General features: G+C 69.7%; 24 protein-coding genes. 11 read left to right on the top strand and 13 right to left on the bottom strand.

What is annotated here, in order from left to right; genetic code table 11:
• Nucleotides 1-17 precede the first annotated feature (17 nt).
• On the top strand, nucleotides 18-2717 hold the full coding sequence (gene polA / locus NXI30_14275; protein ID MCR9095383.1) for a DNA polymerase I: 2700 nt from the start codon (nucleotides 18-20) through the stop codon (nucleotides 2715-2717).
• A gap of 495 nt (nucleotides 2718-3212) precedes the next feature.
• Here polA and egtD read toward each other — a convergent pair whose 3' ends face one another.
• Entirely contained in the window at nucleotides 3213-4217 is a 1005-nt protein-coding gene (gene egtD / locus NXI30_14270) for an L-histidine N(alpha)-methyltransferase (GenBank protein MCR9095382.1), read from the bottom strand.
• Between the two features lie 70 nt (nucleotides 4218-4287).
• On the bottom strand, nucleotides 4288-4827 hold the full coding sequence (locus NXI30_14265; GenBank protein ID MCR9095381.1) for an SHOCT domain-containing protein: 540 nt from the start codon (nucleotides 4825-4827) through the stop codon (nucleotides 4288-4290).
• 262 nt (nucleotides 4828-5089) lie between these two features.
• Between NXI30_14265 and NXI30_14260 the strand changes: the two genes are divergently transcribed.
• The gene (locus tag NXI30_14260) at nucleotides 5090-5770 is read left to right on the top strand and encodes an RNA polymerase sigma factor (GenBank protein ID MCR9095380.1); all 681 of its coding nucleotides are present in this window, start codon (nucleotides 5090-5092) and stop codon (nucleotides 5768-5770) included.
• Nucleotides 5771-5849: 79 nt separating this feature from the next.
• Here NXI30_14260 and NXI30_14255 read toward each other — a convergent pair whose 3' ends face one another.
• Nucleotides 5850-6416 (bottom strand): ECF-type sigma factor, encoded by a 567-nt coding sequence (locus tag NXI30_14255; GenBank protein ID MCR9095379.1) that lies wholly within the window; start codon nucleotides 6414-6416, stop codon nucleotides 5850-5852.
• 68 nt (nucleotides 6417-6484) lie between these two features.
• Complete coding sequence (locus tag NXI30_14250) at nucleotides 6485-7678, bottom strand: aldo/keto reductase (protein ID MCR9095378.1); 1194 nt, start codon at nucleotides 7676-7678, stop codon at nucleotides 6485-6487.
• A 165-nt stretch (nucleotides 7679-7843) separates the two neighbouring features.
• Between NXI30_14250 and NXI30_14245 the strand changes: the two genes are divergently transcribed.
• The 3 genes from NXI30_14245 to NXI30_14235 are packed head-to-tail and all read left to right on the top strand — an operon-like array spanning nucleotide 7844 to nucleotide 9848.
• Nucleotides 7844-8635, top strand: coding sequence for an SDR family oxidoreductase (locus NXI30_14245; protein ID MCR9095377.1), 792 nt, complete (start codon nucleotides 7844-7846; stop codon nucleotides 8633-8635).
• Between the two features lie 22 nt (nucleotides 8636-8657).
• Nucleotides 8658-8975, top strand: coding sequence for a hypothetical protein (locus NXI30_14240; GenBank protein ID MCR9095376.1), 318 nt, complete (start codon nucleotides 8658-8660; stop codon nucleotides 8973-8975).
• A 51-nt stretch (nucleotides 8976-9026) separates the two neighbouring features.
• Nucleotides 9027-9848: an NYN domain-containing protein gene (locus NXI30_14235; protein MCR9095375.1), complete on the top strand. Its 822-nt coding sequence runs from the start codon at nucleotides 9027-9029 to the stop codon at nucleotides 9846-9848.
• On the opposite strand, the gene NXI30_14230 is transcribed toward NXI30_14235, so the two are convergent.
• The 3 genes from NXI30_14230 to NXI30_14220 form a co-directional block, all read right to left on the bottom strand.
• Complete coding sequence (locus tag NXI30_14230; protein ID MCR9095374.1) at nucleotides 9824-11086, bottom strand: trypsin-like peptidase domain-containing protein; 1263 nt, start codon at nucleotides 11084-11086, stop codon at nucleotides 9824-9826. The genes NXI30_14235 and NXI30_14230 overlap by 25 nt on opposite strands.
• 110 nt (nucleotides 11087-11196) lie before the next feature.
• A complete protein-coding gene (locus NXI30_14225; protein MCR9095373.1) occupies nucleotides 11197-11463 on the bottom strand; it encodes a hypothetical protein in 267 nt (88 codons plus the stop codon).
• Between the two features lie 38 nt (nucleotides 11464-11501).
• Entirely contained in the window at nucleotides 11502-12077 is a 576-nt protein-coding gene (locus NXI30_14220) for a hypothetical protein (GenBank protein MCR9095372.1), read from the bottom strand.
• Between the two features lie 154 nt (nucleotides 12078-12231).
• Here NXI30_14220 and NXI30_14215 point away from each other — a divergent pair, with 154 nt between their 5' ends.
• Nucleotides 12232-13671, top strand: coding sequence for an aldehyde dehydrogenase family protein (locus tag NXI30_14215; protein ID MCR9095371.1), 1440 nt, complete (start codon nucleotides 12232-12234; stop codon nucleotides 13669-13671).
• Here the strand turns inward: NXI30_14215 and NXI30_14210 are convergent.
• Nucleotides 13668-15371: a S8 family serine peptidase gene (locus NXI30_14210; GenBank protein MCR9095370.1), complete on the bottom strand. Its 1704-nt coding sequence runs from the start codon at nucleotides 15369-15371 to the stop codon at nucleotides 13668-13670. The genes NXI30_14215 and NXI30_14210 overlap by 4 nt on opposite strands.
• A 219-nt stretch (nucleotides 15372-15590) precedes the next feature.
• Here NXI30_14210 and NXI30_14205 point away from each other — a divergent pair, with 219 nt between their 5' ends.
• On the top strand, nucleotides 15591-16547 hold the full coding sequence (locus NXI30_14205; protein MCR9095369.1) for an HDOD domain-containing protein: 957 nt from the start codon (nucleotides 15591-15593) through the stop codon (nucleotides 16545-16547).
• 24 nt (nucleotides 16548-16571) lie between these two features.
• Here NXI30_14205 and fghA read toward each other — a convergent pair whose 3' ends face one another.
• Complete coding sequence (gene fghA / locus NXI30_14200; GenBank protein MCR9095368.1) at nucleotides 16572-17417, bottom strand: S-formylglutathione hydrolase; 846 nt, start codon at nucleotides 17415-17417, stop codon at nucleotides 16572-16574.
• 155 nt (nucleotides 17418-17572) lie between these two features.
• On the opposite strand from fghA, the gene NXI30_14195 reads away from it, so the two are divergent.
• The 3 genes from NXI30_14195 to NXI30_14185 all read left to right on the top strand — a co-directional run bounded on the left by NXI30_14195 (nucleotide 17573) and on the right by NXI30_14185 (nucleotide 20462).
• Nucleotides 17573-18154, top strand: coding sequence for a hypothetical protein (locus NXI30_14195; GenBank protein MCR9095367.1), 582 nt, complete (start codon nucleotides 17573-17575; stop codon nucleotides 18152-18154).
• Nucleotides 18155-18295: 141 nt separating this feature from the next.
• Nucleotides 18296-19357 carry a transporter gene (locus tag NXI30_14190; protein MCR9095366.1) on the top strand — a complete coding sequence of 354 codons (1062 nt, stop codon included), beginning with the start codon at nucleotides 18296-18298 and terminating at the stop codon, nucleotides 19355-19357.
• 55 nt (nucleotides 19358-19412) lie between these two features.
• A complete protein-coding gene (locus NXI30_14185; GenBank protein ID MCR9095365.1) occupies nucleotides 19413-20462 on the top strand; it encodes a ParB/RepB/Spo0J family partition protein in 1050 nt (349 codons plus the stop codon).
• A 44-nt stretch (nucleotides 20463-20506) separates the two neighbouring features.
• On the opposite strand, the gene NXI30_14180 is transcribed toward NXI30_14185, so the two are convergent.
• The 4 genes from NXI30_14180 to NXI30_14165 form a co-directional block, all read right to left on the bottom strand.
• The gene (locus tag NXI30_14180; protein MCR9095364.1) at nucleotides 20507-20884 is read right to left on the bottom strand and encodes a hypothetical protein; all 378 of its coding nucleotides are present in this window, start codon (nucleotides 20882-20884) and stop codon (nucleotides 20507-20509) included.
• Nucleotides 20885-21158: 274 nt separating this feature from the next.
• Nucleotides 21159-22211 carry an ABC transporter ATP-binding protein gene (locus NXI30_14175; protein MCR9095363.1) on the bottom strand — a complete coding sequence of 351 codons (1053 nt, stop codon included), beginning with the start codon at nucleotides 22209-22211 and terminating at the stop codon, nucleotides 21159-21161.
• The gene (locus tag NXI30_14170; GenBank protein ID MCR9095362.1) at nucleotides 22208-22870 is read right to left on the bottom strand and encodes an ABC transporter permease; all 663 of its coding nucleotides are present in this window, start codon (nucleotides 22868-22870) and stop codon (nucleotides 22208-22210) included. The genes NXI30_14175 and NXI30_14170 overlap by 4 nt, the downstream gene beginning before the upstream one ends.
• A gap of 9 nt (nucleotides 22871-22879) precedes the next feature.
• Nucleotides 22880-23725 carry a substrate-binding domain-containing protein gene (locus tag NXI30_14165; protein MCR9095361.1) on the bottom strand — a complete coding sequence of 282 codons (846 nt, stop codon included), beginning with the start codon at nucleotides 23723-23725 and terminating at the stop codon, nucleotides 22880-22882.
• A 358-nt stretch (nucleotides 23726-24083) separates the two neighbouring features.
• On the opposite strand from NXI30_14165, the gene NXI30_14160 reads away from it, so the two are divergent.
• Entirely contained in the window at nucleotides 24084-24623 is a 540-nt protein-coding gene (locus NXI30_14160) for a hypothetical protein (protein MCR9095360.1), read from the top strand.
• The last annotated feature ends 136 nt before the right edge of the window (nucleotides 24624-24759 follow it).

The following is a 24759-nucleotide window of genomic DNA, read 5'->3' as shown; positions in this document are numbered from 1 at the left end:
TGCTGTACCCTCGCGGCGTGACGAACAAAGACGCCCCCCGACTGGTCGTGATCGATGGCGCGAACGCCATCTATCGCGCGTTCTTCGCGATCCCCAACCTGCGCGCCCCGGACGGGACGCCGACGAACGCGGCCTACGGCTTCGTGACGATGCTCGCGAAGGTCCTGCGCGAGGAGCAGCCGACCCACGTGGCCTTCGCGGCCGATCCGAAGGGCGGCTCCTTCCGGAAGAAGCTCTATGCGGAGTACAAGGCCGGGCGGGACAAGCAGCCCGAAGACCTCGGCGCGCAGATGCCGCTGGTCGCCGATCTCTGCGAGGCCTTCGGCGTCAAGCAGCTCGAGGTTCCGGACTTCGAGGCCGACGACGTGATCGCGAGCCTCGTGGCGTCCGCGCCGAAGGGCGCCTCGGTGTGCATCGTGTCGACGGACAAGGACCTGATGCAGCTCGTCCGTCCCGGTGTCGAGCTGCTCGACACCGCGAAGAACCGGCGAATCGACGCCGAGGCCGTCGAGGAGCGCTTCGGCGTTCCGCCGGCGAAGCTGCTGGACGTCCGCGCCCTCGTCGGCGATCCGTCGGACAACATCCCCGGCGTGAAGGGGATCGGCGAGAAGGGGGCGGCCAAGCTGATCCTCGAGTTCGGCGATCTCGATGCGCTCCTCGAGCGCGCCGAGGAGGTCAAGGCGAAGCGCGCCCGGGAAGGGCTGCTCGAGCACGCCGAGGATGCGCGGCTCTCGCGGGAGCTCTCGACGCTTCGCGACGACGTGTCGCTCGAGGCCGCCTGGACGGGGCTCGAGGTCCAGACCCCCGATCAGGATCGACTTCGCACGCTCTACACGAAGCTCGGGTTCACCCGGCTGCTCGATACCCTGGAAGGCGACGGAGAGAGTGACGGCGCGGCGACGGCCGGGGACGCGGCGGAGGTCGAGACGACCCTGGTGCGCGACGAAGCGGGGCTCGAAGCCGCGATCGAAGGACTGGCCGGGGCCGAGCGGATCGCGGTCCACCCCGTCACGTCGGAGGGCACGGCGGTCTCGCGCCGACTGCAGGGGCTCGCGCTCTGCGGGGAGGACGGTCGGGCGAGCTACCTCGCGATCGCCGGTGACGGACTCCTCGACCGCGACGGCGTTCCCCTCGAAGGCGCCGCGGAAGCGCTCCGCCGGCTCGTGGTCGACGGGGCTGCGCACTGGCTGGCCTTCGACACGAAGGGGGTCCAGAGCCTCTTCGCCGGGCTCGGCGTGTCGCTGCCGCTCCCGGAGGTCGACGTCGAAGTCGCGGGCCACATGCTCGTCTCGACCGGCGCCCACCAGCTGACGCCGCTCGCGATCGAGCACCTGGGCCGGACCGTGGCGTCCTGGGAGGAGCTCGCCGGGCGCGGCGCCAAGGCGAAGTCGGTGGAGGATCTCGGTGTCGAGGCCGTCGGGGCCTGGGCGGGCGAGCAGGCCGCCGCGATCCTCGCCCTCGGCGACGTGCTTCGCGAACGCCTCGAGGCGGACGAGCTCACCTCGCTCTTCACCGAGGTCGAGATCCCGCTGACGGCGGTGCTCTCGAAGATGGAGCGCGCGGGGGTCCGGATCGACGAGGACCACCTCGCCCATCTGTCGACGGAGTACGAGGGCGAGCTCGCTCGGATCGAGAAGGAGATCCACGCGCTGGCGGGAGAGGAGTTCCTGATCTCGAGTCCGAAGCAACTCTCGGTGATCCTCTTCGAGAAGCTCGGGCTTCCGATCCTGAAGAAGACGAAGACCGGGTACTCGACCGCGGAGAGCGTGCTCGAGCAGCTTCAGGAGCACCACGAGCTGCCCGGACGGATCCTCGCCTGGCGCAAGCTCGCCAAGCTGAAGAGCACCTACATCGACGCGCTGCCGCCGCTGGTCGACGAGACGACGGGTCGGATCCATCCGAGCTTCCACCAGCTCGGCGCGGCGACCGGTCGGCTGTCGGCCTCGAACCCGAACGTGCAGAACATCCCGATCCGCGGGAGCGAGGGCGCGCGCATCCGCGAGGCCTTCGTGCCGGCGGAGGGGCGGGTGCTGCTGGCCGCGGACTACTCCCAGGTCGAGCTGCGGATCGTGGCCCACTATTCCGGAGACGACTCGCTGATCGATGCCTTCAGGAACGGCGACGATATCCATCGCCGCACGGCGGCCGAAGTCGCGGGCATCGCTCTCGAGGACGTCGACGACGACCAGCGTGCCCGCGCCAAGGCCGTGAACTTCGGGATCATCTACGGATCCTCCGCCTTCGGCCTGTCACAGCAGCTCGGCATCGCTGCCGGCGAGGCACAGGAAACGATCGACGCCTACTTCGAGCGCTATGCGGGGGTCCGTCGCTTCCTCGACGAGACCAAGGAGCAGGCGAAGAAGGACGGCTTCGTCCGCACGTGGATGGGACGGCGCCGATATCTCCCGGACCTCTCCTCGCGGAACCGGGTGTTGCGCCAGGCGGCGGAGCGGATGGCGACCAACACGGTCATCCAGGGCACCGCGGCGGACCTCATCAAGAAGGCGATGGTCGACGTCGACCAGGCCCTCGATGCGTCGGCGCTCTCGGCCACGATGATCATGCAGGTCCACGACGAGCTCGTATTCGAGACGACCGAGGACGAGCGGGAGGCGCTGACGGCGCTGGTCACGGACCGGATGGAGCAGGTCGCCGAGCTCTCGGTGCCGCTCACGGTGGATGTCGGCTTCGGGCCGAATTGGCGGGACGCCCACTGAGATCGTCGCCTGCGGGCGCTCGGCGGGTTCCGGGCTTCTGCTGTTCCGGGGCCTTCGGGCGCTTGGCGGGTTCTGGGCTTGTGTTGGTCCGGGGCCTTCGGGCGCTTGGCGAGGGAGCTTCCGCTGGCGCGCATGTCGGGGGTGCTCTTCGGCCCCTGGGCTGCCGATCTGACGGGGCGTCGGAAGGGGGTCGGGTTGCCTCAGGGATACGCCGAAACTGCGTTTGATCTGCGCTCGCGTGTCGTCTTCGGCGCGAAACGGTACGAGAACCCGAAAAAATGCACGGGCGCGTGAAATTCCGTGACACGTCGCGCGGGGAGCGCCCACTTCCTTAATACAAAAGCCGAATTCCCCTTCCCAGGGATGCCCGGGACACTCCTTGTGGGTGTTCCGGGTTTTTTCGTTCTGGGGTCGCCGTCGCGCCCGGAGCAGGCGCAGGGGCTCCGAGGGTCGGCGTCGGCCAGGGTTGGGCAGGCTCGGTGGAGCCGGCCGCGGTCAGGCGCAGGCGAAGATGCTGACCGTGAAGCGACCCGCCGCGTCGCGGATCTGCTCCTCGACGCGCAGGCCCGCCGTCTCCGCGAGGGCCCGGATCTCGTCGGGGCCGTACTTGTGCGAGTCCTCGGTGTGGATCCGTTCACCCGCCTGGAACGGAACCGCCAGGTCGGCGCCGGGGATCTCGACCTGCTGGTCGGTCCGGCTCTCGAGGAAGCTCTTCACGGCGCCGGAATCCTCGTCGTAGTGGACGACGTGCCGGAACGCGTCGAGGTCGAAGTCGGCCCCGAGCTCGCGATTGATGCGGGCCAGGAGATTCAGGTCGAAGCGCGCGGTGATGCCTGCGGCGTCGTCGTAGGCGGCCTCGAGGGTCGCGCGATCCTTGCGCAGGTCGATCCCGACGAGAAGTCGATCGTCGGGCTGCATGTCCCTCGCGACCCGCGTGACGAACGCCGCCGCGTCGGTCTTGGTCAGATTGCCGATCGAGGAACCGAGCCAGAGCGTCAGGGTCGGGCCGAGGTCGAGCGCGCGCAGCTCGGCCAGCCCTGCTTCGTACTCGGCGAGGGCCGGGCGGATCTCGAGGTCCTCGTGGTCACGCTCGAGTCGCTCGATGCTCTCTTCGAGCGCGGCGCGGGAGACGTCGATCGGCGCGTAGCAGAGGTCGTCGCGGGTCTCGAGGAAGGCCCGCAGCAGGAACTCGGTTTTGATCGCGCTTCCACTGCCCAGCTCGACGATCGTCTCGATCCGGGGATGCCGCGCCGCGATCGAGGGCGCGGCGCGCTCGAGGATCTCCGCCTCCGCCCGTGTGAGGTAGTACTCGGGGAGATCGCAGATCTCCTCGAAGAGGCGCGAGCCCTCTGCGTCGTAGAAGAACTGGCTCGGCAGGGACTTCGCGGGGCCGCTCAGGCCGTCGCGGACGGCGCTCCCGAAGTCGAGCTGGTCGTTCCCTGGAGGCACCTCGATCCAATCGATGTCGAGGCTTCGGTCGGGGGCCGCGCTCGGTCGCATCGCCGGACCCTAGCATGACTGGCCGCCGTGTCCGGAAACGGAGCGTTTCAGATCCCGCCGATCGCGGCGCTCAGTCGAGCAGCTTCGCCTTCGCGACCGCGTATTCCTCTTCCGTCAGCACGCCCTGCGCCATCAACTGGCTCAGCTTCTTCAGCTGATCCGCCAGCGCATCGCCGGCCTGCACCTCGACGGGGAACGAGACGTCGGTGGTCACGACGAGGTCGGCTTCGTCTTCGCCGATCTCGATCGCGTCGCCGCCCGGTGTCTGCGTGGGGCTCTGGCCCGAGGCCAGACGCGCGGCCGACTCCGCATCGACGTCGTCGATGGCGTTGAGGGAGCTCAGCGCGTGGCCCTGCCGCGCGGCCAGCCGCTCCGCGTGGGCCTGGGCCTGTCGGTTCTTGCGCAGGGTGGGATTCATCTTCCGCTCGACGCGCTTCTCGGCCTTGGCCATCTCGGCGCTGTTGGCGCGCATGAACTTGATCGCACCGAGCACGAACACTGCCAGCGCCGGAAAGAACGTGGCGGACGGGAGCATCTCGGACGTCGATCCGAGAAAAGCGGCGATCGAGAGGCCCATCAGCGAGAGGCCGGTCATTCTGGGGTCGGACATTGGAAATCCCTCGAGGATTGGAACGCGCGTCTTCTTCGAGACGGCTGCCACCGGGGATCATCGTCCCGACGAGGGGATTCCCTTGAGGGCCGATCTGCGGGTTTTCATCCGGAATGCCCCGCGGGCAATACCGTGAATCGTTCCTGACGGGAAAACCCGGAAAAGTGGCCTGCGCGTTGCCCGATCGCCGAATCGGTTCCGCCTTCCAGGACAAGAGCGCGGTGCGCGAGCCGCCCGCGCCGGAAACCGGAAGGAGTGACCGATGACCGTTTCGACCCTGAGCCCCGCCCCTGCCTCGAACGTTTCGCGACCGGAGGGCGCCGCCGCGCCGGTCCTGTCCTTCGCCACGGGCCGTCCGGTCGATCCCGCCGTCGCCGAGCGCCGCCGTCAGGATCAGGAGCTCGTGCGCGAGATCCTCGCAGGCTCCGCCGACGCCTTCGATCGTCTCTACGCGCTCTATCACCAGCGACTCTACCGCTTCGCGGTCAAGCGCCTGGGCGACGCGACGGAAGCCGAGGACGTCGTGCAGGACGTCTTCCTCGAGGTCCACAAGTGCCTGGGCTCCTGGGAGGGGCGTTCCGCGCTCCTGACCTGGATGTTCGGCATCGCTCATCACCAGCTCTGCCGCCGGTTCCGCAAGAAGACGCCGATCGGCGTGCCGATGGAGCAGCTCGAGGCGCAGCCCCCGGTCGCGCCCGAAGCGCCTTCGGATCGCCGGGTCGAAGCGGCGCGGATGCTCGAGGTCTGCGCGGACGCCCTCGACGAGGACGTGTCCGACGCCCAGCGCGAGATCTTCGACCTCTACTACGGCGACGGTCGCCCCACGAAGGCGATCGCCGAGGAGCTCGGCAAGTCGAACCAGGCGGTCAAGATCAGCCTGTTCCGCACCCGCCGCGCGATGGAGGCCCGCCTCGAAGAGCACGGCATCCAGGCGATCGCCTGAGCCGTTTCGGATCGCGAGCCCGAGCCCTCAGCGCAAGACGGCGCCGCCAAGGGCGCCGTCGAGAGGCGCGCAGCGCCGACTACTGCGACAGAAACTCTCCGAGAAGGTCTCTAGCGAGCGCCCAGTCGTTCTTGACGGTGCGCTCGGCGACCTTCACTTCGGCGGCGATCTCCGGGATCGTCAGGCCGCCGAAGACCTTGAGCGTGACGACGAGGGCCGCGCGTTCGTGCTCCTCGGCGAGCCGCTCGAGGGCGCGCTCGGCGATCTGGAAGCCCTCGTCGTCCGCCTGAACCGATGGAAAGACCGACTCGTCGAGCTCCTGCTTCGCCGCGCCGCCGCCGCGCTTGTCCGCGCGGTGGCTCCGGGCGTGGTCGATCAGGACGTGGCGCATGATCCCCGACGCCGTGTTGTAGAAGTGGGAGCGGTCCTCCCACTCGTGCGCCATGCGCGTCGATAGGCGCACGAACGCTTCGTTCACGACGGCGGTCGCGGAGAGCGTGTGGTCGCTTCGCTCGTTCCGGACGAGATTCGCGGCACGTCGCCGGAGCTCCGGGTAGACGAGCTCCCAGAGTCGGTCGGCCATGTTCGCGTCTTCGCCCGCGACGCGCAGGAGGCCGGTGACCTCGCCGGTGCCTTCTTTCGCCATGGCCCGATTCTAGGGGATCGCGGCGCACGTGGCCGTTCGGCCGACGTCTCGGCCCGCCGCTGGCCGGACTACGCCAACGCGTCGCGACCGCGGGCGGCCACGGCGAAGAGCTCCGCGGGGATGCGCGGATCCGCACGCGGGATGCCGACCAGCTGCAGATTCTCTTCCACGTGGGCCGCTTCGCGCATGCCGACGACCACCGAGGTGACGTTGGCGGTGCTCCGGGCGAACTGCAGCGCCGACAGCGCCTGCCCCGGCGTTTCGGGTAGCGCGCGCATCACGAACTCGGGCACGCGTCCGATCAGTCGGCCGCCGTAGAGCGGCGCGCTCGCGAAGACGGCGGTCCCGGTTTCGCGCAGGCTGTCGAGGATCGCGCGGCTGTGGCCATCGGGGCCGAGCTGGCTGTCGAGGGCGACGCCTTCGCCCATGGCGAGGCCGTAGGGGAGCTGGATCGCGCGCAGGTGGTGGTCGGACTGGCCGACGTCGAGGGCCGCCTCGAACACCTCGACGATTCCGAGGTGGTTCCGGTCGGTGTCGGGGACGAGGAAGCCCTCCCACGTACACAGGCCGTACGCGCCGATCCAGCCGCGCGAGACCGCCTCTTCGAGGGCTTCGAAGGCCGCCTTGAGCGCGTCCCCGAAGCCATCGACGCCGCGATCCTTGAGATGGACCTCGGGCTCCTGGATCAGGTAGTAGTCGAGGATCTCGAGCCCGAGGTTGCGCCGACTGCGTTCGATCTGGTCGAGGAGGAAGCCCGGGTCGATCGAGTGGCCTCGGTAGACGTCGTCGGGCGAGACGATGCCGCTGTCGATGTAGGTGCTGTAGAGGTCGCGTTGGGCGGACGTGTAGCTGCCGGCGCGTTCGGGCTCCGGGGTGAGCGCGCCGCCCTTGGTGACCACGACGACCTCGTCCCGCGCTGCGACGCCTTCGGCGATCGCGCGGCGGAGGGCATGGCCGATCGCCCGCTCGCTGGTCTGCATCCGGTCGGAGAGCGCCGTGTTGAAGACGTTGACGCCGCCTTCGAGGAGATCCCCGACGACGCTGCGATAGAGCAGGTCGTCGATTCCGCCGGGATCCCCGCGGAGCGTGCCGAGGGAGAGCGAGGAGAGCCAGAGCTCGTCGGGTCGCGCGAAGTGATCCTCCGCCGTCGGCCGGCCCGCTTCGCGGCGTCGGGCCGTGATCCGGTCGACGTAGCGCCGGGTGCCGGCGAGGGTGGCTCGGCCGGGCAGGAGCCCCCCGGATTCGGCTGCAGCGTCGGACATCGCGCCCGGAGGCTACCGTGCGCGCCCCTCGGCGTGAAGCCCCGCCGCGGCGGAACGCTCCGACCGACGAGGGCGGGCCCCTCGCCGACTGCCGTCCACCGGCACCTCGGCCGGTCCTACCTATACTCGCCGACCGACCGGCGGCCGCTGTGAAGGAGATTGCCCGTGACCGTGAATGTGAATGTTTCCGACCTGTTCTCGATCGAAGGCAAGGTGGCGCTCGTGACCGGCGGGGGCAGCGGGATCGGTTGGATGATCGCCGAGGGCTACGCCCGCGCCGGCGTGAAGGTCTACATCGCCTCCCGCAAGGAGGCGGAGCTCCAGGCGCGGATCGCCGAGCTCGGCGACGGTGGCGACGTGACCGCGATCGTCGCGGATCTCTCGACCGAAGAAGGCTGCAACGCCCTCGGCGACGAGATCGAAGCCCGGGAGAACGGGAAGCTCGACATCCTCGTGAACAACGCGGGCGCCAACTGGGGCGAGCCCTTCGAAACCTTCCCCGAATCCGCCTGGGACCGGGTGCTGAACGTGAACGTGAAGGGCGTCTTCTCGTTGACCCGTCGGCTCACGAATGCCCTCGAAGCGGCGGCGACCCACGATGATCCGTCTCGCGTGATCAACATCGGTTCGATCGACGGCCTGACCGTCCCCGCGCTCGAGACCTTCTCCTACTCGGCGAGCAAGGCCGCGGTCCATCACCTGTCGAGGGTCCTCGCGAAGAAGCTCTCGTCGAAGAAGATCACGGTCAATGCGGTCGCGCCCGGTCCCTTCCAGAGCCGCATGATGAAGGCGACCCTCGAGAACGCCGGCGACGCGATCAACAAGATGGTGCCGCTCGGTCGGATCGGGAATCCCGAAGACATGGCCGGCATCGCGATCTTCCTCGCGTCCCGCGCGGGCCAGTACGTGAGCGGGACCGTGATCCCGGTCGACGGCGGGATCAGCGGGTGCCGCTGAACGCTTCGGCGGAACCGGCCTCGTGAGTCGCGTCCATCACCCCGCCTGCGCGGTCTTGGTCGCGTCCTTCGGCGAGACCGAAGCCTTCGAGTGCGACGACGCCGAGGTCTGGATCGACGGCGAGCAGATCCTCGTCTCGTATTTCGACGACGACGGGATCGTGGTGCTCGAGGGATGGCCGCGAGAAGCGGGCGGGTGGGAATTCTCCGCCCGAAGTCGTCCGCGGCGAGCATTCCTGGCTCCGATGGCCGACTCTCCCCACGTCCTCGAGGGCGAGCTCGACGAGCAGGGCGAAGTGGCCGTCTGGCGCCTCGTCCTGGGCGAGCCGACCGGCCCCTGAGAGAACCGCGCGGCCGAGGCGCCTCCGCCTCGCGCGCTACGAAAGAGACCCATGTCCGAAGAACCGTTGATCGCCGTCTTCGTCGACTACGAGAACCTCGCCCTCGGTGCCCGCGACTCGAAGTGGCGGAATCTCGACATCGACCTGATCCTGAAGCGTCTGCTCGAGAAGGGCCGCATCGTCTACAAGCGCGCCTACTGCGACTGGAGCCAGTACCGAAGCGACGTCCGCGACTTCCACGCGCGCGGCATCGAGCTGATCGACATCCCGCGCTCCAAGATGAGCGGCAAGAACAGCGCGGACATCCGGATGGTCGTGGACGCGCTCGACCTCTGTTACTCGAAGGAGCACATCGAGGTCTTCGCGCTCCTGACCGGCGACAGCGACTTCTCGCCGCTGGTCTCGAAGCTCAAGGAGAATCACAAGCGCGTCATCGGCTGCGGCGTCAAGAACTCGACGTCCGGCCTGCTGATGGGGAGCTGTGACGAGTTCCTCTACTACGACGATCTCGCGAAGGCTGCGGACGCGAAGGCGGGCAAGCGCGCGGAGAAGCAGAAGGCGAAGCCCGCCAAGAAGAAGGCGTCGAAGACGAAGGCCGCTTCGAAGTCGAAGTCGGACAATCCCATCAACGACGACGGGGCGGACGCGATCGATCACATGCTCGACGTGCTCGAGAACCTGTCGAAGGACCACGACGCCGTCTGGGGCTCGATGATCAAGCAGGCGCTCAAGCGCGTGCACCCGGACTTCGACGAGACGAGCGCCGGCTATCGCAACTTCGCCGAGCTGCTCCAGGACGCGGAGCGCGAGGGCGCCGTGAAGCTCGAGTACGACGAGCGACGCGGCAACTATCGCGTGGATCTGCTCCAGTAGCGCTCGGCGCGTCGCCTTCTCGCGGCAGGGGAGAGGGCGGCCAGGGAGAGCGCGCCGAAGGCGAGGGGCAGGCCGAACCCCGGCTCCGGCAGCTCGTAGAGGTTCTCCGGGTGGAGGCAGCCCGGGTCGTCCGGGAAGTCGGCGGAGCCGTTCAGGTCGTCGTCCGCTCCGTTGTCGCACTCGTAGAGTGGGCCGCGTTCGTCGGGATCGCCCGGGGACGCGCAGCCGGGATCGAGAAGGTCGATCGTCCCGTCGCCGTCGTCGTCGAGCTCGTTGTCGCAGGCGAGGGTCGGCTCGCGCTCGCTGTCGTCGGTCGGACTCGAGCAGCCGGGATCCGCCGGGTAGTCGACCAGGCCGTCGCCGTCGTCGTCGAGGCCGTCGTCGCAGTCGGGCTGATCGATGACGGCGACGATGTCGCTCCGGTAGGCGAAGAGATCGGCGATCAGGCCGAGGTTGCCGTAGATGGACGTGCCCGACGGCTGGTCGAGGAACGCGGCGCGAGCGAAGAGGATCCCGGCGAGCTCGGCACTCGAGCCCGAGCCGACGAAGGCGGCGCCGCCGGAGTCGCCGTTCACGATGTCCGCTTCGTGCTGGCCGGACGGGGGACGGTTGAGATCGTCGAAGCTCGTCGCGTAGGACCGGGTGTTCAGATTGACCAGGTCGACGTCGCTGATGCGGTTGGTGCCCCACCGGACCGAACGCGAGCCGAGCCATACCCAACCGTCGATGTCCATGAACGTCGTTGCCGCGCCACGATCGCGACCGTGGCCGATCATCGTCACGAGCTGGTTGACCGTGGGCGCCTGATCTGCGATCGCGAGATCCGGGAGCGGCGGGCGCGACTGGAGCTTGAAGGCCCGCAGATCGGCGAGGGTCTCGTCCGGGTTCCGGAATCGGACGCTCGACCCCGCGATCGGAGCGTAGGTGACGCCCGCGAAGGTCACGGGCCGCTCGCCGACGTGGTTCGCCGTGAGGACCCAGCCGTTGCGCACGTAGACGGCCGAGAGCGAAGTATCCGTCACGCCGACGTTCCCGAATCCCGGATCGCCGGAGGGCGGCGTGGTGTTGCCCGTCCCGTCTCCCGTCGCGATCAGGACCGCACCCGCCTGAGCCGCGATCAGCACGACGCCCAGGACCGCGCCCCCGACCACGCCCAGGACCCCCCCGAGCGCACGCCGCCCGTCGCGGAGGCGACGGGGCAGGCAGCGCGGCGCGGCGGAGGGCAGGGGGGACGGCATGGGGGAAGCGGCTCGAGCGGTCGGAATCAGGGGCCGGATTGTAACATTGCGGGCCTGCGCCTTTCGCGCGGAAAGGGGCTTGGCGCCCCGTCCTGCCAGCGGGATGCGGGTCAGTCGCGCGGTAGACCGAGGATCGCGCGGCAGTGGGCGTCGAGATGTGCCGCCAGCTCGGACAGGCGGTCTCCGGACCCGTGGACGCCGTCGAGGTCCTCCAGGGCCTGCAGGGCGACCCGGGCCGCGCTCGACAGGTCGGGCTGGGCCGAGGCGCGCGCCTGGGCGAGGGCCTCGAGGTGGGCGCTCGCCTGGTCCGGGGGCAGCATCTCGACCGCCGCGCGCAGGTTCTCGAGGGCGCGGCCGAACTCGGCGTGGACGGACATGAAGCAGCTCCCGATCCGCGGCCCCTGGATGCGTCTCGCTAGGGCGTGGCTTCGCCCGGGCCGTTCCCGTCGCCAAGGATGGCGGGTTGCGGAGCGGCGGGCGATGCCGTCGCGGCGGAATCTGCGGCGGCCGGCGCAATGGGCGCTTCCGATGCGGCGGGCGCCGCGGGCGCCCCGGAAGCGGCAGGCGCAGGGGCCGGTGCGGCCGGAATCGGCGCTCGGTTCGTCTCGTCCCGCAGGGTTTCGTAGCGCTTCCGCCACGTCCTGGAGCTGGCGTTCGCGTCCTTGCGCTTGCGCTCGGCCCGGGCGAGGTCCTTCTCGGCCTGGGCCAGGGCGGCCTCGGTCTTCGCGAGGGAGGTCCGAGCCTCCTCGAAGGCCTCGGGGTCGACGCGCTCCTCCTCCTGGCTGCGCAGGCGGGCGAGCTCGTCGGCGAGCTTCAGGTTCTCGAGGTTGCGCGCGTCGAGCTTCTCCTCGAGCGCGGCGACCTTCCAGGTCAGCGCCCCGTGGAGCGGTCGCCACGAGTAGCCGAACGCGATCAGCCCGCCGAGCACGAAGGCGCCGGCGCCGATCAGGGCCTGCCGGGCCCATCCGGGGAGCGTGAACGAGTCGTCCATGTGCGCTTCATCGGCAAGCGGAACCGGAAACTACAGTCCTCGCTGCGTTTTCGAGCGTGATGCGAATCACCGCTGCTAGCCTCGCGCAGATCCCCGCAACGGCTCCGCTTTTTCCTCGTTCCGCCGGCCCGTCCGGCGCCGGAGGTCCGATCCGATGACCGCGCTGGCCCCGTCCTATCCGTACTTCCTGGCGAACCGGCCCGAGGCCCCGAACCAGGACCTCGAGGTCCTCGACAAGTACAGCGGCGAGGTCGCGACGCGGGTCGCGCTGGCCGACGATGCGGCGATCGACCGCGGGATCGCGGCGGCGGTCGCGGCGGCGGAGCCGATGGCGGCGATGGCGGCCTACGAGCGGCAGGCCGTTCTCGACCACTGCGTCCGGCGCTTCCAGGAGCGTTTCGAGGAACTCGCCGTGGCGCTCTGCATCGAGGCCGGCAAGCCGATCAAGGACGCTCGCGGCGAGGTCGGTCGGCTGATCGATACGTTCCGGATCGCGTCGGAGGAGTCCGTCCGGATCGGCGGCGAGGTCATGCCCCTCGACATCAGCCCCCGCGCTCGGGGCTACAGCGGCGCCTGGAAACGCGTTCCGATCGGTCCCTGCTCGTTCATCTCGCCCTTCAACTTCCCGCTCAACCTGGCGGCCCACAAGGTCGCGCCGGCCCTGGCCGTCGGTTGTCCCTTCGTTTTGAAGCCGGCGAGCCTGACGCCGATCGGGGCCCTCGTGATCGGGGAGGTGCTCGCCGAGACCGACCTTCCGGAGGGCGCGTTCTCGATCCTCCCCTGCTCGCGGGACGGCGCGGCACGCTTCACCGAGGACGACCGACTGAAGCTCCTCTCGTTCACCGGATCGCCAGGGGTCGGTTGGGATCTGAAGGCGCGTGCCGGCAAGAAGCCCGTCGTGCTCGAGCTCGGTGGCAACGCCGCGGTGATCGTCGACGAGGATGCCGACGTCGACGACGCGATCGAGCGCATCGTCTTCGGCGCCTTCTATCAGAGCGGCCAGAGCTGCATCGGCGTCCAGCGCATCCTCGTGCACGAGTCGCTCTATGAGCGCCTGCGCGACCAGCTCGTCGAGAAGACGAAGGCGCTGCCGATGGGCGATCCGAAGGAGGAGGCGACCTTCATCGGGCCGATGATCTCCGAGAAGGAGGCGACGCGCCTGCACGGTTGGGTCGAGAGCGCCGTGGCCGCGGGGGCGACGCTCCTTTGCGGGGGCGGACGGGAAGGCGCGATGCTCGAGGCGACGCTCCTCGAGGGCGTGCCGGCCAACGAGGACGTCGTCTGCCAGGAAGCCTTCGGTCCGGTCGCGATCCTGTCGCCCTTCTCGGATTTCGACACCGCGCTCGCCCAGGTGAACGACTCGGTCTTCGGCCTCCAGGCGGGCATCTTCACTCGCGACCTCTACAAGGCGCAGAAGGCCTGGGACGTGCTCGACGTCGGCGGGGTCGTGATCGGGGACGTGCCGTCCTGGCGCGTCGACCACATGCCCTACGGCGGCGTGAAGGAGAGCGGCCTCGGTCGAGAGGGCGTGAAGTTCGCGATCGAAGACATGACGGAAGTCCGGATGATGGTGATCCGGACGCCGCAGGCCTAGCCGCGACCCCGGAGCGCAGCGGCCGGGTCGCGCCGTCGGCGCAGCAGACGGATCGCACCGACCACGAGGAACGGCTCGAGCCCGACGAGTCCACAGGCGCCGCCTCCGCCTCCACCGTCGCTGGCGGACGAGGGACCGCTCGCGCCACCGCTGCTGCCGGAGCCGACCGCCGCGGCGGCCGCGGCCAGCAGGTCGCTCGCGCCCTGCACGTCCAGGCGCGGCAGCGTGACGTCGCCACGCGGGTCGTAGACGGGCGTCCCCGAGAGCACGAGCGCGTTCTCGATCTCGGCCGGGGTCGCCGCTGGATGCCGCTGTCGCAGGACGGCGATGGCTCCGGCCACGTGCGGGGCGGCCATCGACGTGCCGCCGACCCTGCTCGTCCCCCCGCCGTTCGCGGCGGACTCGATCGATGAGCCCGGAGCCAGCATCGTCAGCAGGTCGATGGAGTTGGAGAAGCCGGGAACGTCGTCGGCGAGGGTCGTCGCGCCGACGCCGATCACCTGGCCGATGCAGGCCGGGCTGGTGAGCGCGTCGACCAGGCCGTCGTTGCCTCCTGCGGCGACCGTGACGATCCCGGCGTCCCGCAGTCGCCCGACGGCCGAGGTGGCCGACGCGGATCCGGCCTCGCAGGCGTCCACGGAGCCGTAGGTCGTGCCGCCGAGGGAGAGGTTCACCGCATCGACGTCGAGGGTGATCGAGAGCCCCAGCACGTGCTGGAGGCCCGCGACGATGTCCGAGGTGTAGGCGCCGATGTCGCCGGCGGGGAGCTCGCTGAAGACCTGGATCGCGATCAGCTGCGCGCCGGGGGCCACACCGACCAGGCTGTCGTCGGCGCTTCGACCGACGGCGATCCCGGCGACGCTCGTTCCGTGGCCACAACCGGGGCCGGTGCAGGGGACGGCGGCGCCGGGGCCGGTCATCGACGAAGAGTCGTCGGGGCAGGTGCCGAGCAATGCGAAGCAGGCTTCTTCGACGATGCGCCCGGCGAACATCTCGTGGGCGGTGTCGACACCGGTGTCGAGCACGGCGACCACGCGGCCGGCTCCGTCGTCGCCTGCGAGGTGGGCCGCGTCCGCGCGGATCAGCGGGATCGTCGTCGCGAGGCTGGGGCGGTGGATCGCGTCGAGGTCGATCGCGGGCAGCAGACCCGACTCGATCAGCAGCACGAGCTGTTCGCCGTCGACCCGGGCGGCCCCCTGTCCGAGCAGGGGGAAGAAGCGGAGATCGCCGCGGGTCGTCGGCGCGAGGGCGGTCCGCGTCGCGGCGTGATCGTCGACGTCGATCGGGAAGAGGATGCGGACGTCCCCGCGCTCGAGCACGGTCTCGACGATCGCCGGATGGATCGTGAAGGCGCGCTCGGACGCAGCGCGCGCGATCGCGCGCTCGAGCCGCGTGCGCAGAGGCGGGGTGTCGTCGCTCGTCGGGGAGGCGTCCTCCGTGGCCCCGCCGGCGGAGCGCGGTCGAGCGGAGGCTCCGGCCTCCGGGCGGGGGGTGGGATCTGCGCGCTCGACCGGCGGATTCGGCGGTGTCTCGGCCGCCGCCAGCACGTCAGGGGGCGGTGCGGTCGCAAGCGGCGCCGGAACCGCCATCGGGCCGGAGGCCCCCGCCTCGAGAGCCAACGGAAGGCCGAGCGCGACGCCGAGGCCGATCAGCGAGCCGATGGCCAGCGCGATTGCCGGTTTGTGGAAGCCCTTGCGCATCGCGATCCCCGGAGGCGGTAAGACCCTCTCTGCGTGCCTCGAATCGGCATCGGCGAGGCTTCGCTTGATGCACGTGTCCCAGCGCACACCGCGGGTTGCCGGGCGTTTGCTCGTTTCCGGATCGGGGATTCGCCGTATGCCGATCGAGAACGCCTGGGCGGGGCTTTCGCCCGATCAAGTCGACGTCGCTCCGCGCCGCAAGAGTCTTCTGGAGGTGGAATGTCGGTCGATCCGCTCGAAATAGGAGACGAAGGGCTCGGGACCCACGGCGCGGAGCAGTTCGCGGACGCGGCGATCGCCGGTGCGCATGCGCTGGTGGAGCGGGATCCGGATCAGGAGCGCTGGGTCACGCCGCTCGTGCGCGCGATCAAGCGAAAGCGGCTGAGGCTTCCCTCGCTCTCGCCGACGACCCATCGCGTGGTGCGGCTGATCGAGCAGGCCGACGTCGATCTCGACGAGCTCGCGGAGGCCGTCAATGGCGACCCCGTCCTCGCGACCCGGATCATGGGCGTGGCCAACAGCTCGTACTTCCGCGGCGCGACCGAGGTGCCGAACGTACGCGAGGCGCTCATGCGCATGGGCGTCCGCGAGGCACGGACGCTGGTCGTGGTGGTGGCGCTTCGTTCGACGTTGCTCCGTTCGCCGGGACTGGGCGAGAAGGCCCAGGATCTCTGGCGTCACTCGCTGTTGACCGCGAGCGCGACGCAGGAGATCACGCAGGAGATCCCGCCGTGGGAGACGACGGGGTTCCTCGCGGGCCTCCTCCACGATCTCGGGCAGCTGGTCGTGCTCGCCTTCGTCGCGGAGTTGCCGGCCTGGCAGGACGACGGGGCCTCGCCCTCCGAGTCGAACGTCGATGCGATCCTCGGCGCGACCCACGCGGCGCTCGGCGCCATGGTGCTCGCTTCCTGGGGCTTCCCGGTCGCCTTCTGCGAGGCCGTTCTCCGTCATCACGAGCCGGAAGGCATCGAGGGGGAAGCGCTCTGCCTCGCTCGGGCGATGGAGCTCGGGCACGTGCTCGCGCGAGGGATCGCCGAGGGACTCACCGAGAGCGCTGAAGACCTCGACGAGGCGCTCCTCGCCAAGGGCGAGCAGCTCGGTCTCGACGCGGCTCGCCTCCTCGACATCGCCGAGGAAGCCGAGGCCAACCTCGAGGCCCTGTCGAAGCTCACCTGATCCTCCGCGCTCCGGTCGTCGTGCCTAACGCAGGCCGAGCGCGGCCGCCGCGTGTGCCACGTGATCGGGCATGAACGTGGCGATGAAGAAGTAGCTGTGGTCGTAGCCTTCGTGGCGGCGCAGAGTGAGCGCTTGCCCCGACGCTCTGCAGGCCGCCTCGAAGAGCTCCGGCTTGAGCTGCTCCTCGAGGAATCCGTCGGCGAGTCCCTGGTCGATCAGGATCTCGTGGGCGTGCGGCTTCGCCACGAGGATCGACGCGTCGTAGGCCTCCCAGCTCGCGCGGTCGGACCCGAGATAGTTTCCGAGCGCCTTGTGGCCCCAGGGACAGCGCGTCGGCGACACGATCGGAGCGAAGGCTGAGATCGACGCGTAGCGATCCGGGTTGCGCAGCCCGATCACGAGGGCGCCGTGGCCGCCCATCGAATGGCCGGTGATCGCGGCGCGCGACGTGTCGATCGGTTGGGAGGCCGCGACGAGGGCAGGGAGCTCCTCCGTCACGTAATCGTACATCCGGTAGTGATCCTTCCACGGCGCTTCCGTCGCGTTCACGTAGAAGCCCGCGCCGCTCCCGAAATCCCAGTCGTCGTGCTCGCCCGGCAGGTCGAGTCCGCGCGGGCTCGTGTCGGGCATCACGAGGGCGAGACCTGCCTTCGCCGCGTCGCGCTGGGCGCCCGCCTTCACGGTCACGTTCTCCTCCGTACAGGTCAGCCCGGAGAGGTAGTAGAGAACCGGAACCGGACCATCGGCCGCCTGCGGCGGCAGGAAGATCGAGACGTTCATGTCCGTCCCGGTCGCCTCGGAGGCGTGCTGGATCGTCTTCTGAACGCCACCGAAGCAGCGGGTCTCGGACGTCGTCGTGGGTGTGGCCATCGCGGGGTCCTCCTGGCTCGGTCGCGAGCTCGCGCCCGGGTGTAGCCCTCGGCCCGGCGGGCGTCCATACGCGCTTCGGCGCATCGCGGGCGGTGCAGCCATTCGTGTCGTGCCGTCCGGTCGCTCGCGAGCGGGCGAGTCGGTATCGTCGCGCCGTGCGTCGCCACGCCCCCCACACGACCGTGCTGGTCTCCGTTCTCGTTCTGACGAGCTACGTCGCCGCGGCCTTCGTCGACTGCGAACGGCCGGTCGACGCCGGGCTGCTCGAGGCCGCGCGCCTCGCGGCCGGGGTGGACGGCTCGCCGCACGGCCCGCACGCCATGTCCGTTCATGGCGACCATCATGCTCGACCGAAGTCGGGTCACGGCGATCACGATGCCCACGCGATGTCGGGTCACGGCGATCACGATGTCCACGGGATGTCGGGTCATGGCGACCACGATGTCCACGCGATGTCGGGTCATGGCGACCACGCGGAGCATGCCGGGATGGATCCCGTACCGACCGCCAGGCCCGTGGCCCCGCCCTGTCATCCGGAAGCGGTCCTGGTTCCTACCTGTCCATGCGGCTGCAGCGAGACCCGTGGCCTCGTCGGGGGCACGCTCGCGCGACTCGGGGTGACGATTCCCGCGGTCCACGTGGCCGCGCTGCCGGCCGAAGTCGTGATCGACGGCCGCTCGCCGATCGACCTGCGCCTCCCGGCGCCCTTCGTCGTCGACGACCCGATCCCCATCTAGCGCCGCCGTTCGTCCGAGTCGTCGCGCCCGCCCTCCACGCTGGGGGCACCGGGCGCGATTCCACGAACGCCGCAGTCGTCGACCCGAGTCGTCGACTGCGTTTGCGTCCGCGTGCGTGTGCGCGCGGACCAGGAAATCAAGATGGATTCGAAGATTCGATGGAGCGGCCTGCGCCGCTCCGCATCCGCGCTCGTCTGCCTGGCGGCGATCGCGGCGTCACCGGCCTCGGCGGGCAGCAGCCCGTCGGGTCACGCGCCGATCGGCGTGATGGGCGACCACACCCACGCGAAGGGAGAGTTCATGTTCTCCTATCGCTACATGCGCATGGGCATGGACGGACTGCGCGACGAGGACGAGCGCATCTCCGGCGACAAGGTCCTCGATGACTTCATGGTCACGCCGACGAGCATGGACATGGACATGCACATGTTCGGCGCGATGTACGCGCCGGTCGACCGTCTGACCCTGATGGTGATGGTCCCGTACATCGAGATGGAGATGGAGCATCGTACCGGCACGGGCGTGCGCTTCACGACGCGGACCGAGGGCGTCGGTGACGTCCGCGCCGGGGGCCTGATCGACCTCTGGTCGAGCGGGGGCGCGCACGCGAACGGTGGCGCCCACGCGGCGGGCCACAAGCTGATTGCGAACGTGATGTTCTCGTTCCCGTCGGGCTCGATCACCGAAGAGGATCGGACGCCGGCGATGATGGGGGCGCGCGTGCGTCTTCCCTTCCCGATGCAGATCGGCTCGGGCACCTACGACTTCCTGCCCGGCCTGACCTATACGGGGCGCGACGGGCAGATCGCGTGGGGTGCGCAGGGGCGGGGCGAGATCCGCTTGAACGAGAACCACGGCGAGTATCGACAGGGCAACGAGTATGCCCTGACGGCGTGGGGGGCCTACGACTGGAATCGCTGGATCTCGACGAGCCTGCGCGCCGAGTGGCAGCACTCGCTCAACTTCCGAGGCAGCGCTCAGGCGGTCGGGCCGATGCCGACGATCCCGACCAAGGATCCGGGGCGACGCGCGTTCCAGCGCCTCGACTTCCTGGCCGGAGTGAACCTGATCGTGCCGGAAGGACCACTCTCGGGCCTCCGGTTCGCCGTCGAGGCGGGCGTGCCCGCCTACCAGTATCTCGACGGGCCGGGTCTCGAGACCGATTTCGTGGCCACGGTCGGCGTCCAGTACGCCATTCACTGAGATCCCCGCGGCGGATCGGGGCGACCCCCGATCCGCCGCGGGCTAGACTCGCGCCATGGCGCCGGTCAAGAAGTCTGCGAAGAAGGCGGCGAAGAAAGCCGCGAAGAAGAAGGCTGCCCGCAAGAAGGGGGCGCGCAAGAAGTCCGCCGCGAAGAGCCTCGCGCCGAGCAAGGCGAAACGCGGACTCGAAGCGGGCGAGGTCGCCCTCGCCCTCGACGCGCCGGAGGTCGCGGCCCTCGCGAACGAGGTGCGCGACGCCGGCGGCCATCCGGTCAGCGCCTATCGCGAGCCCTTCTCCGGGCGCCCGATCCTGCTGGCGAGCCTCCCGCTCAAGGCGGTGGAGCCGACGCCCTTCCAGCGCGATCTCTCGCCGACCCACGTGAAACGGTTGGCGACGAAGATCGAGGAGAGCGGCTCCTTCCTCGATCCGCTGATCGTCGTGCGCGGCGCGCAGGGCGGATTCTGGACGCCGAACGGCCGCCATCGACTCGCCGCGGCGAAGGTGCTCGGTCTGAAGCAGATCACGGCGTTGATCTCACCCGACGAGGAGCTCTCGTTCAAGATTCTCGCGCTCAACACGGAGAAGGCGCACAACCTGAAGGACCGCAGCCTCGAGGTGATCCGTATGGCGCGGGCGCTCGCGGAGGCGCGCCCTCGGGCGAAGGAAACCGACTTCGCCAACGAATTCGAAGCGGCGGAGCTCCTCACCCTGGGCATCGTCTACGAACGTCACGGGCGCTTCGCCGGCGCGGCCTTCAATCCCTTCCTGAAGAAGGTCGACCGTTTCTCCACGAAGACGCTCGGGAAGAGCCTCGCCGAGCGCGAGGGGTACGCGTCGCGGCTCGAGGAGATCAACGGGGAGGTCGGGCGGATCATCTCGGGTCTGCAGGAGCGCGGCTTCAAGAGCCCCTATCTGCGGACCTACGTCGTCGCGCGCATCAACCCGGTCCGCTTTCATCGGGCCAAGAAGGGCGAGACGAAGCCGGCGATGCCGATCGCGGCGGCGCTCACGCGCATGGCCGCGGCTGCGAAGAAGTTCGACGTCGGCAGCGTCAAACAGGGCGACCTGGCGCTGGTGGCCGCGGTCGCCTCTTCGGAAGACTGAATCGGAGCGGCGCGACCCGGTGAAGCGGCGGCGCGCTCTGCGACTCAGCGGATTGCGTAGGGCGGCGCCGGTGCCGCAGCGGCGGCGTCGGTCTCGAGTCCGAGGTCGAGGTCGAGCTTGCCGGCCGGCACCTGGGGCGTGACCACCGGCGCGGCGTCCGACATGACCGTGGCGGAGCTCGGGACGCGGACGGACGGCTTCTGCTGCTCGATCGTCGGCAGCGGGCGATCCGTGAGCTTCTCGCGAGCGGGCGCCGGCGAGTAGGTGATCAGGTCGACCGAGAGCGCGAGGGTTCCGACGAGCAGCGGCAGGCCCAGGAAGGGACCGGCGATGCGCGCACGGCGCTTCCAGCGGCGGATACGACGACGCTGGAGCCGCTGTTCGGGAGATTCGGGGGTGTCGTTCATCGGTGCGATCGCCATGGCTTCCCTCGTGCAGGACACGTCGCGACGACCCGGAGCTGCCGTCGCTGGACGGTTCGCGTGGCCGTGCATCCGAGAGATCGGGAACGCGTTCGAACCCCATGAGCGAAAAGGCCCGGGGTGGGGGCGCCTGCGTGCGAGTTGCCGGCGCCGTGCATCGGGAGACGCAACCACGCGGCACTTCGTCACGCCGACGCGACGTGCGCTCCGCTCCGAGCGGAGGTGCGGCAGGTCGACCCGGGAATCGACCGGGCGAGCGCGTACCGGCGGGTATTCAGGGGAGGGGGCGGGCGTGGACCTGGTCGGGGTGCACTGCGAGCGAAACGCGATCGCCCGCGCGGAGTCGCCGGGCGAGCCCGCGACCGGAAAGGAGATGGGTCGTGAAGCGCCGGTCGCGTACGCGAAGCGTCGCGACGCTCGCGAGTCCGTCCGACACGAGGCTCTCGACCTCGGCCTTGCCGATCGGCTGGCCGTCGCCCCGCCCGACGTCGAGCTTCAGGTGCTCCGGCCGGATGCCCACCCACGCGGCGTCCCCCGGCGCGAGCGGTGACGTGGTCGGGATCTCGAATCCCGGCTCGATCTCGACCCATGCGACCGCGTCCTCGTGCCGCACGACGCGCCCCTCGGCGATGTTGATCATCCCGACGATCTGCGCGATCTCCTGCGTGTCCGGATGGAGGAGCACGTCGTCGCGCTCGCCGTGTTGGGCCAGGCGTCCCTCTGCGAGGACGGCGATGCGATCGGCCAGGAGCAGCGCGCGCCGCAGATCGTGGGTGACCATCGCGACGGCCACGCCCGTCTCGGCGATGGCCTGCTGGAGATCGAGGGAGAGCAGGCGCTGCCCTTCGGCATCGAGATCGTCGAAGGGTTCGTCGAGGAGCAGGACCGCGGGCTCGAGCACGAAGGCACGGGCGAGGGCCAGGCGACGGAGCTCGCCGCCGGACAGGGTGCGCGCATCGTGGTCGGCGAGGGGCTCGATGTCGAAGCGGAGGAGCGCGCGACGGATGCGCTCGCTGCGCGCCGGCTCGGGGACACCCTTGCCGAGGAGCGTGGCGCGCACGTTTCCGGCGACGGTGCCCGAGAGCGCCGTCGGTCGCTGGAAGACGAGGGTGACGGGGCCGTCGCTGCCGGCGACCGAGCCGGGGCGCACGCTTCGGTCGAGGCCGGCGAGGGCGCGCAAGAGCGTGCTCTTGCCCGCGCCGTTGGGTCCCAGGAGGACGAGAACCTCGCCCGCGTTCAGGTCGAGGGCGTCGACGCGGAGCTCGAAGCGACCCTGGCCGCGTCCGCGCACGCAGACGAGCGATCGTGCGGAGAGAGCGACGCTCATCGCGCACGCCCCGAGAGCTGCAGCCAGGTCAACACGAGCGCGATCGCGAGCATGAGGCCGACGAGGACGGCTGCCAGGTCGAGGGCGATCTCGAACTCGCCCATGCTGGTGTGCATCATGATCGCGGTCGTGAGGACGCGGGTCTCGCCCTCGATGTTGCCGCCGACCATGTTGACCGCACCGACCTCGGAGAGGATGCCGCCGAGCGCCGCGATCACCGCGGCGAGCAGGCCCATCCGGATCTCGCGCACGAGGAGCCAGATCCGCCAGAGACGCGAGAGGCCGAGGGTGCGGACCTGCAGGTCCCACTCTTCGTCGAGGGAGCCGACCGCGGCGAGGGTCAATCCGATCACGAGGGGAAGGGCGATCGCGGTCGAGGTCACGATCATCGCCCATGGCGTGTAGAGGAGGTTCCAGTCGCCGAAGGGGCCGCTCCGCGCGAGCAGAATGGCGCCGATCAGGCCGACGACGACCGGCGGTGCGCCCATGCCCGCATTGACGGAGGAGATCACGAGCGCGCGCGAGACGAAGCGCCGCGTACCGAGGACGATGCCGATGGGGACGCCGACCGAGAGCGCCAGGACGAGTGCTGCGCCGCAGACACAGAGCGTACGGAGGGTGATCTCCGCGACGGGTCCTGCCTGCCACTCGGCGCCCACGCGATTCGCCTAGCTTCCGTCCGCGGGAGCGTGGAGCGGAGTGAAGAGGGCGCGTCCGTATTTCAGGGTGCCGAAGTTGCCGATCGACTGCTGGACCTGCGGGTCGAGCAGGTAGGCCTCGAGCGCCTCCGCTTCGTCGGTGTGGAGCGGGCGTTCGAAGCGCGCGCCGTCCAGCTGGAGCACCGAGTAGGTGTTCCGGAGCGACGGGCCCGGCTTCGAGAGCGCCACCAGGTCGACACGGGACTGGAAGGCGAGGAAGGTCCCGATGTCGCTCAGGATGTAGGTCCTCCGTTGTCCCGCGACCTGGAGCGAGAGGCCCATGCCGCTTCCGGTCCGGACGAGGCCCTCGCGGTTGGCCTCCGGGTCGAGACCGGCGGCCCGGAAGAGGGCCTTCTCCCGCTTGTGCGTTCCCGAGTCGTCGGACCGGCTGACCCAGCCCGCGCCTGCCGCTGCGATCTTCGCGACGGCGTCTTCCGGTGAGGTCGCCGCCGCGATCCCGGCCGGATCGTCGGCGGGGCCGGCGATCACGAAGAAGTTCTCCATGAAGGGCGTGCGACGGGTGACCACGCCGTCGTCGACGAGGACCTGCTCCGCCGCCGGAGCGTGTGTGAGCAGCAGGTCGGCGTTCCCCTCGCGACCCATGCGGAGCGCGGCGCCGGTGCCGACCGCGATCACGCGGACCTCGATCCCGGTCCGTTCGGTGAACGCGGGGAGGAGAGCATCGAGCAAGCCGGAGTCCCGGACGCTCGTCGTCGTGGCGAGGATCAACGATCGCTCGCTCGCGAAGCTCGCAGCGGGCGCGAGCGCCGCCGCGGCGACCAGGAGAAGGGAGAGGAGAGAGCGTCGGGAGATCACGAGGAGGCGCCTTCGAAGGTGGGGAGCGAACGCCCGGAGCGGGCGGCGCCCGAGCTTAGATCAGCCGAACCGGGCTGCCATTCGAGGTCCTCGAAGCGTCGATTCCGTTCGCGGCGGAAAGATCCGGAACCACGACAGAGCCCGGTCGAGAAGGCCGAAATCGATCGATCTTGAAAAAGACGAAGCGAGTCCGACGACTCCCGCGACGTGCTGCCGATCACCGAACGAGCGCGGCCGGGGCTCGTGGGGAAAAGCCTTTAGATCCCTCTGTCCCGAGACGAAGTCTTGAGTGCCCGGGACGCCGGGCCTTCGACTGGAACGAACAACGAACTGAAAAGCAATGGAGAACGAAGACGTCATGGCACGCACTTTCTCTCGGCAGTGGTTGATCGGTCTCGTCGGCCTTGGTGCCCTTCTGCTCAGCACGACGGCTCAGGCGGCGACCGATGGTACGCTCGGCCTCACCTCGACCGGTACGACCGACATCTCGATCATCAAGGGCGACACCGCCCAGATCACCGGCCTGCAGGACATCGTCCTCGCGCCCTGGACCGCCGGCGATGCACCGCCGGTCGGCTCGTCCCCCGCTTGTGTCTACACGAGCACGGGCTCCTACCAGATGACCGCGACCAGCGCGAACGGAGCGGGCACGACGTTCCGTCTGACGGACGGCACGAACTTCATCGACTACTCGGTGCAGTGGAACGATGGTGTCGGTGGCCTCACGGCGGCGGCGAACGGCACGCCGCTCGCGGGCCTGACCGGCGATGCGGTCTCGACGAACTGCGGTGGTGCGACGCCGGCCACGGTCCAGGTGAACATCACCAACGGCCAGATGAACGGTGCGCCCGAGGGTTCGTACGGCGACACGCTGACGGTGCTCATCACGCCGCAGTGAGCCGATCGCTCGCTTGGATGACGCGCGCGCCTCGGGACCTCGAGTCCCGGGGCGTGCGCTAGTTTCGGGGCCCGTCTCCGGGAGAACGGGCCGAGACCACGACTGGGGGGAAGTGGCATGACTCGATCGATCGACG

The sequence above is a fragment of the bacterium genome (assembly GCA_024742285.1).
In the GTDB taxonomy this organism is placed as follows: domain Bacteria; phylum Myxococcota_A; class UBA9160; order UBA9160; family UBA4427; genus UBA4427.
Note: the sequence above shows the minus strand (reverse complement) of the source record. Positions and strands in the feature narration are given on the sequence as shown.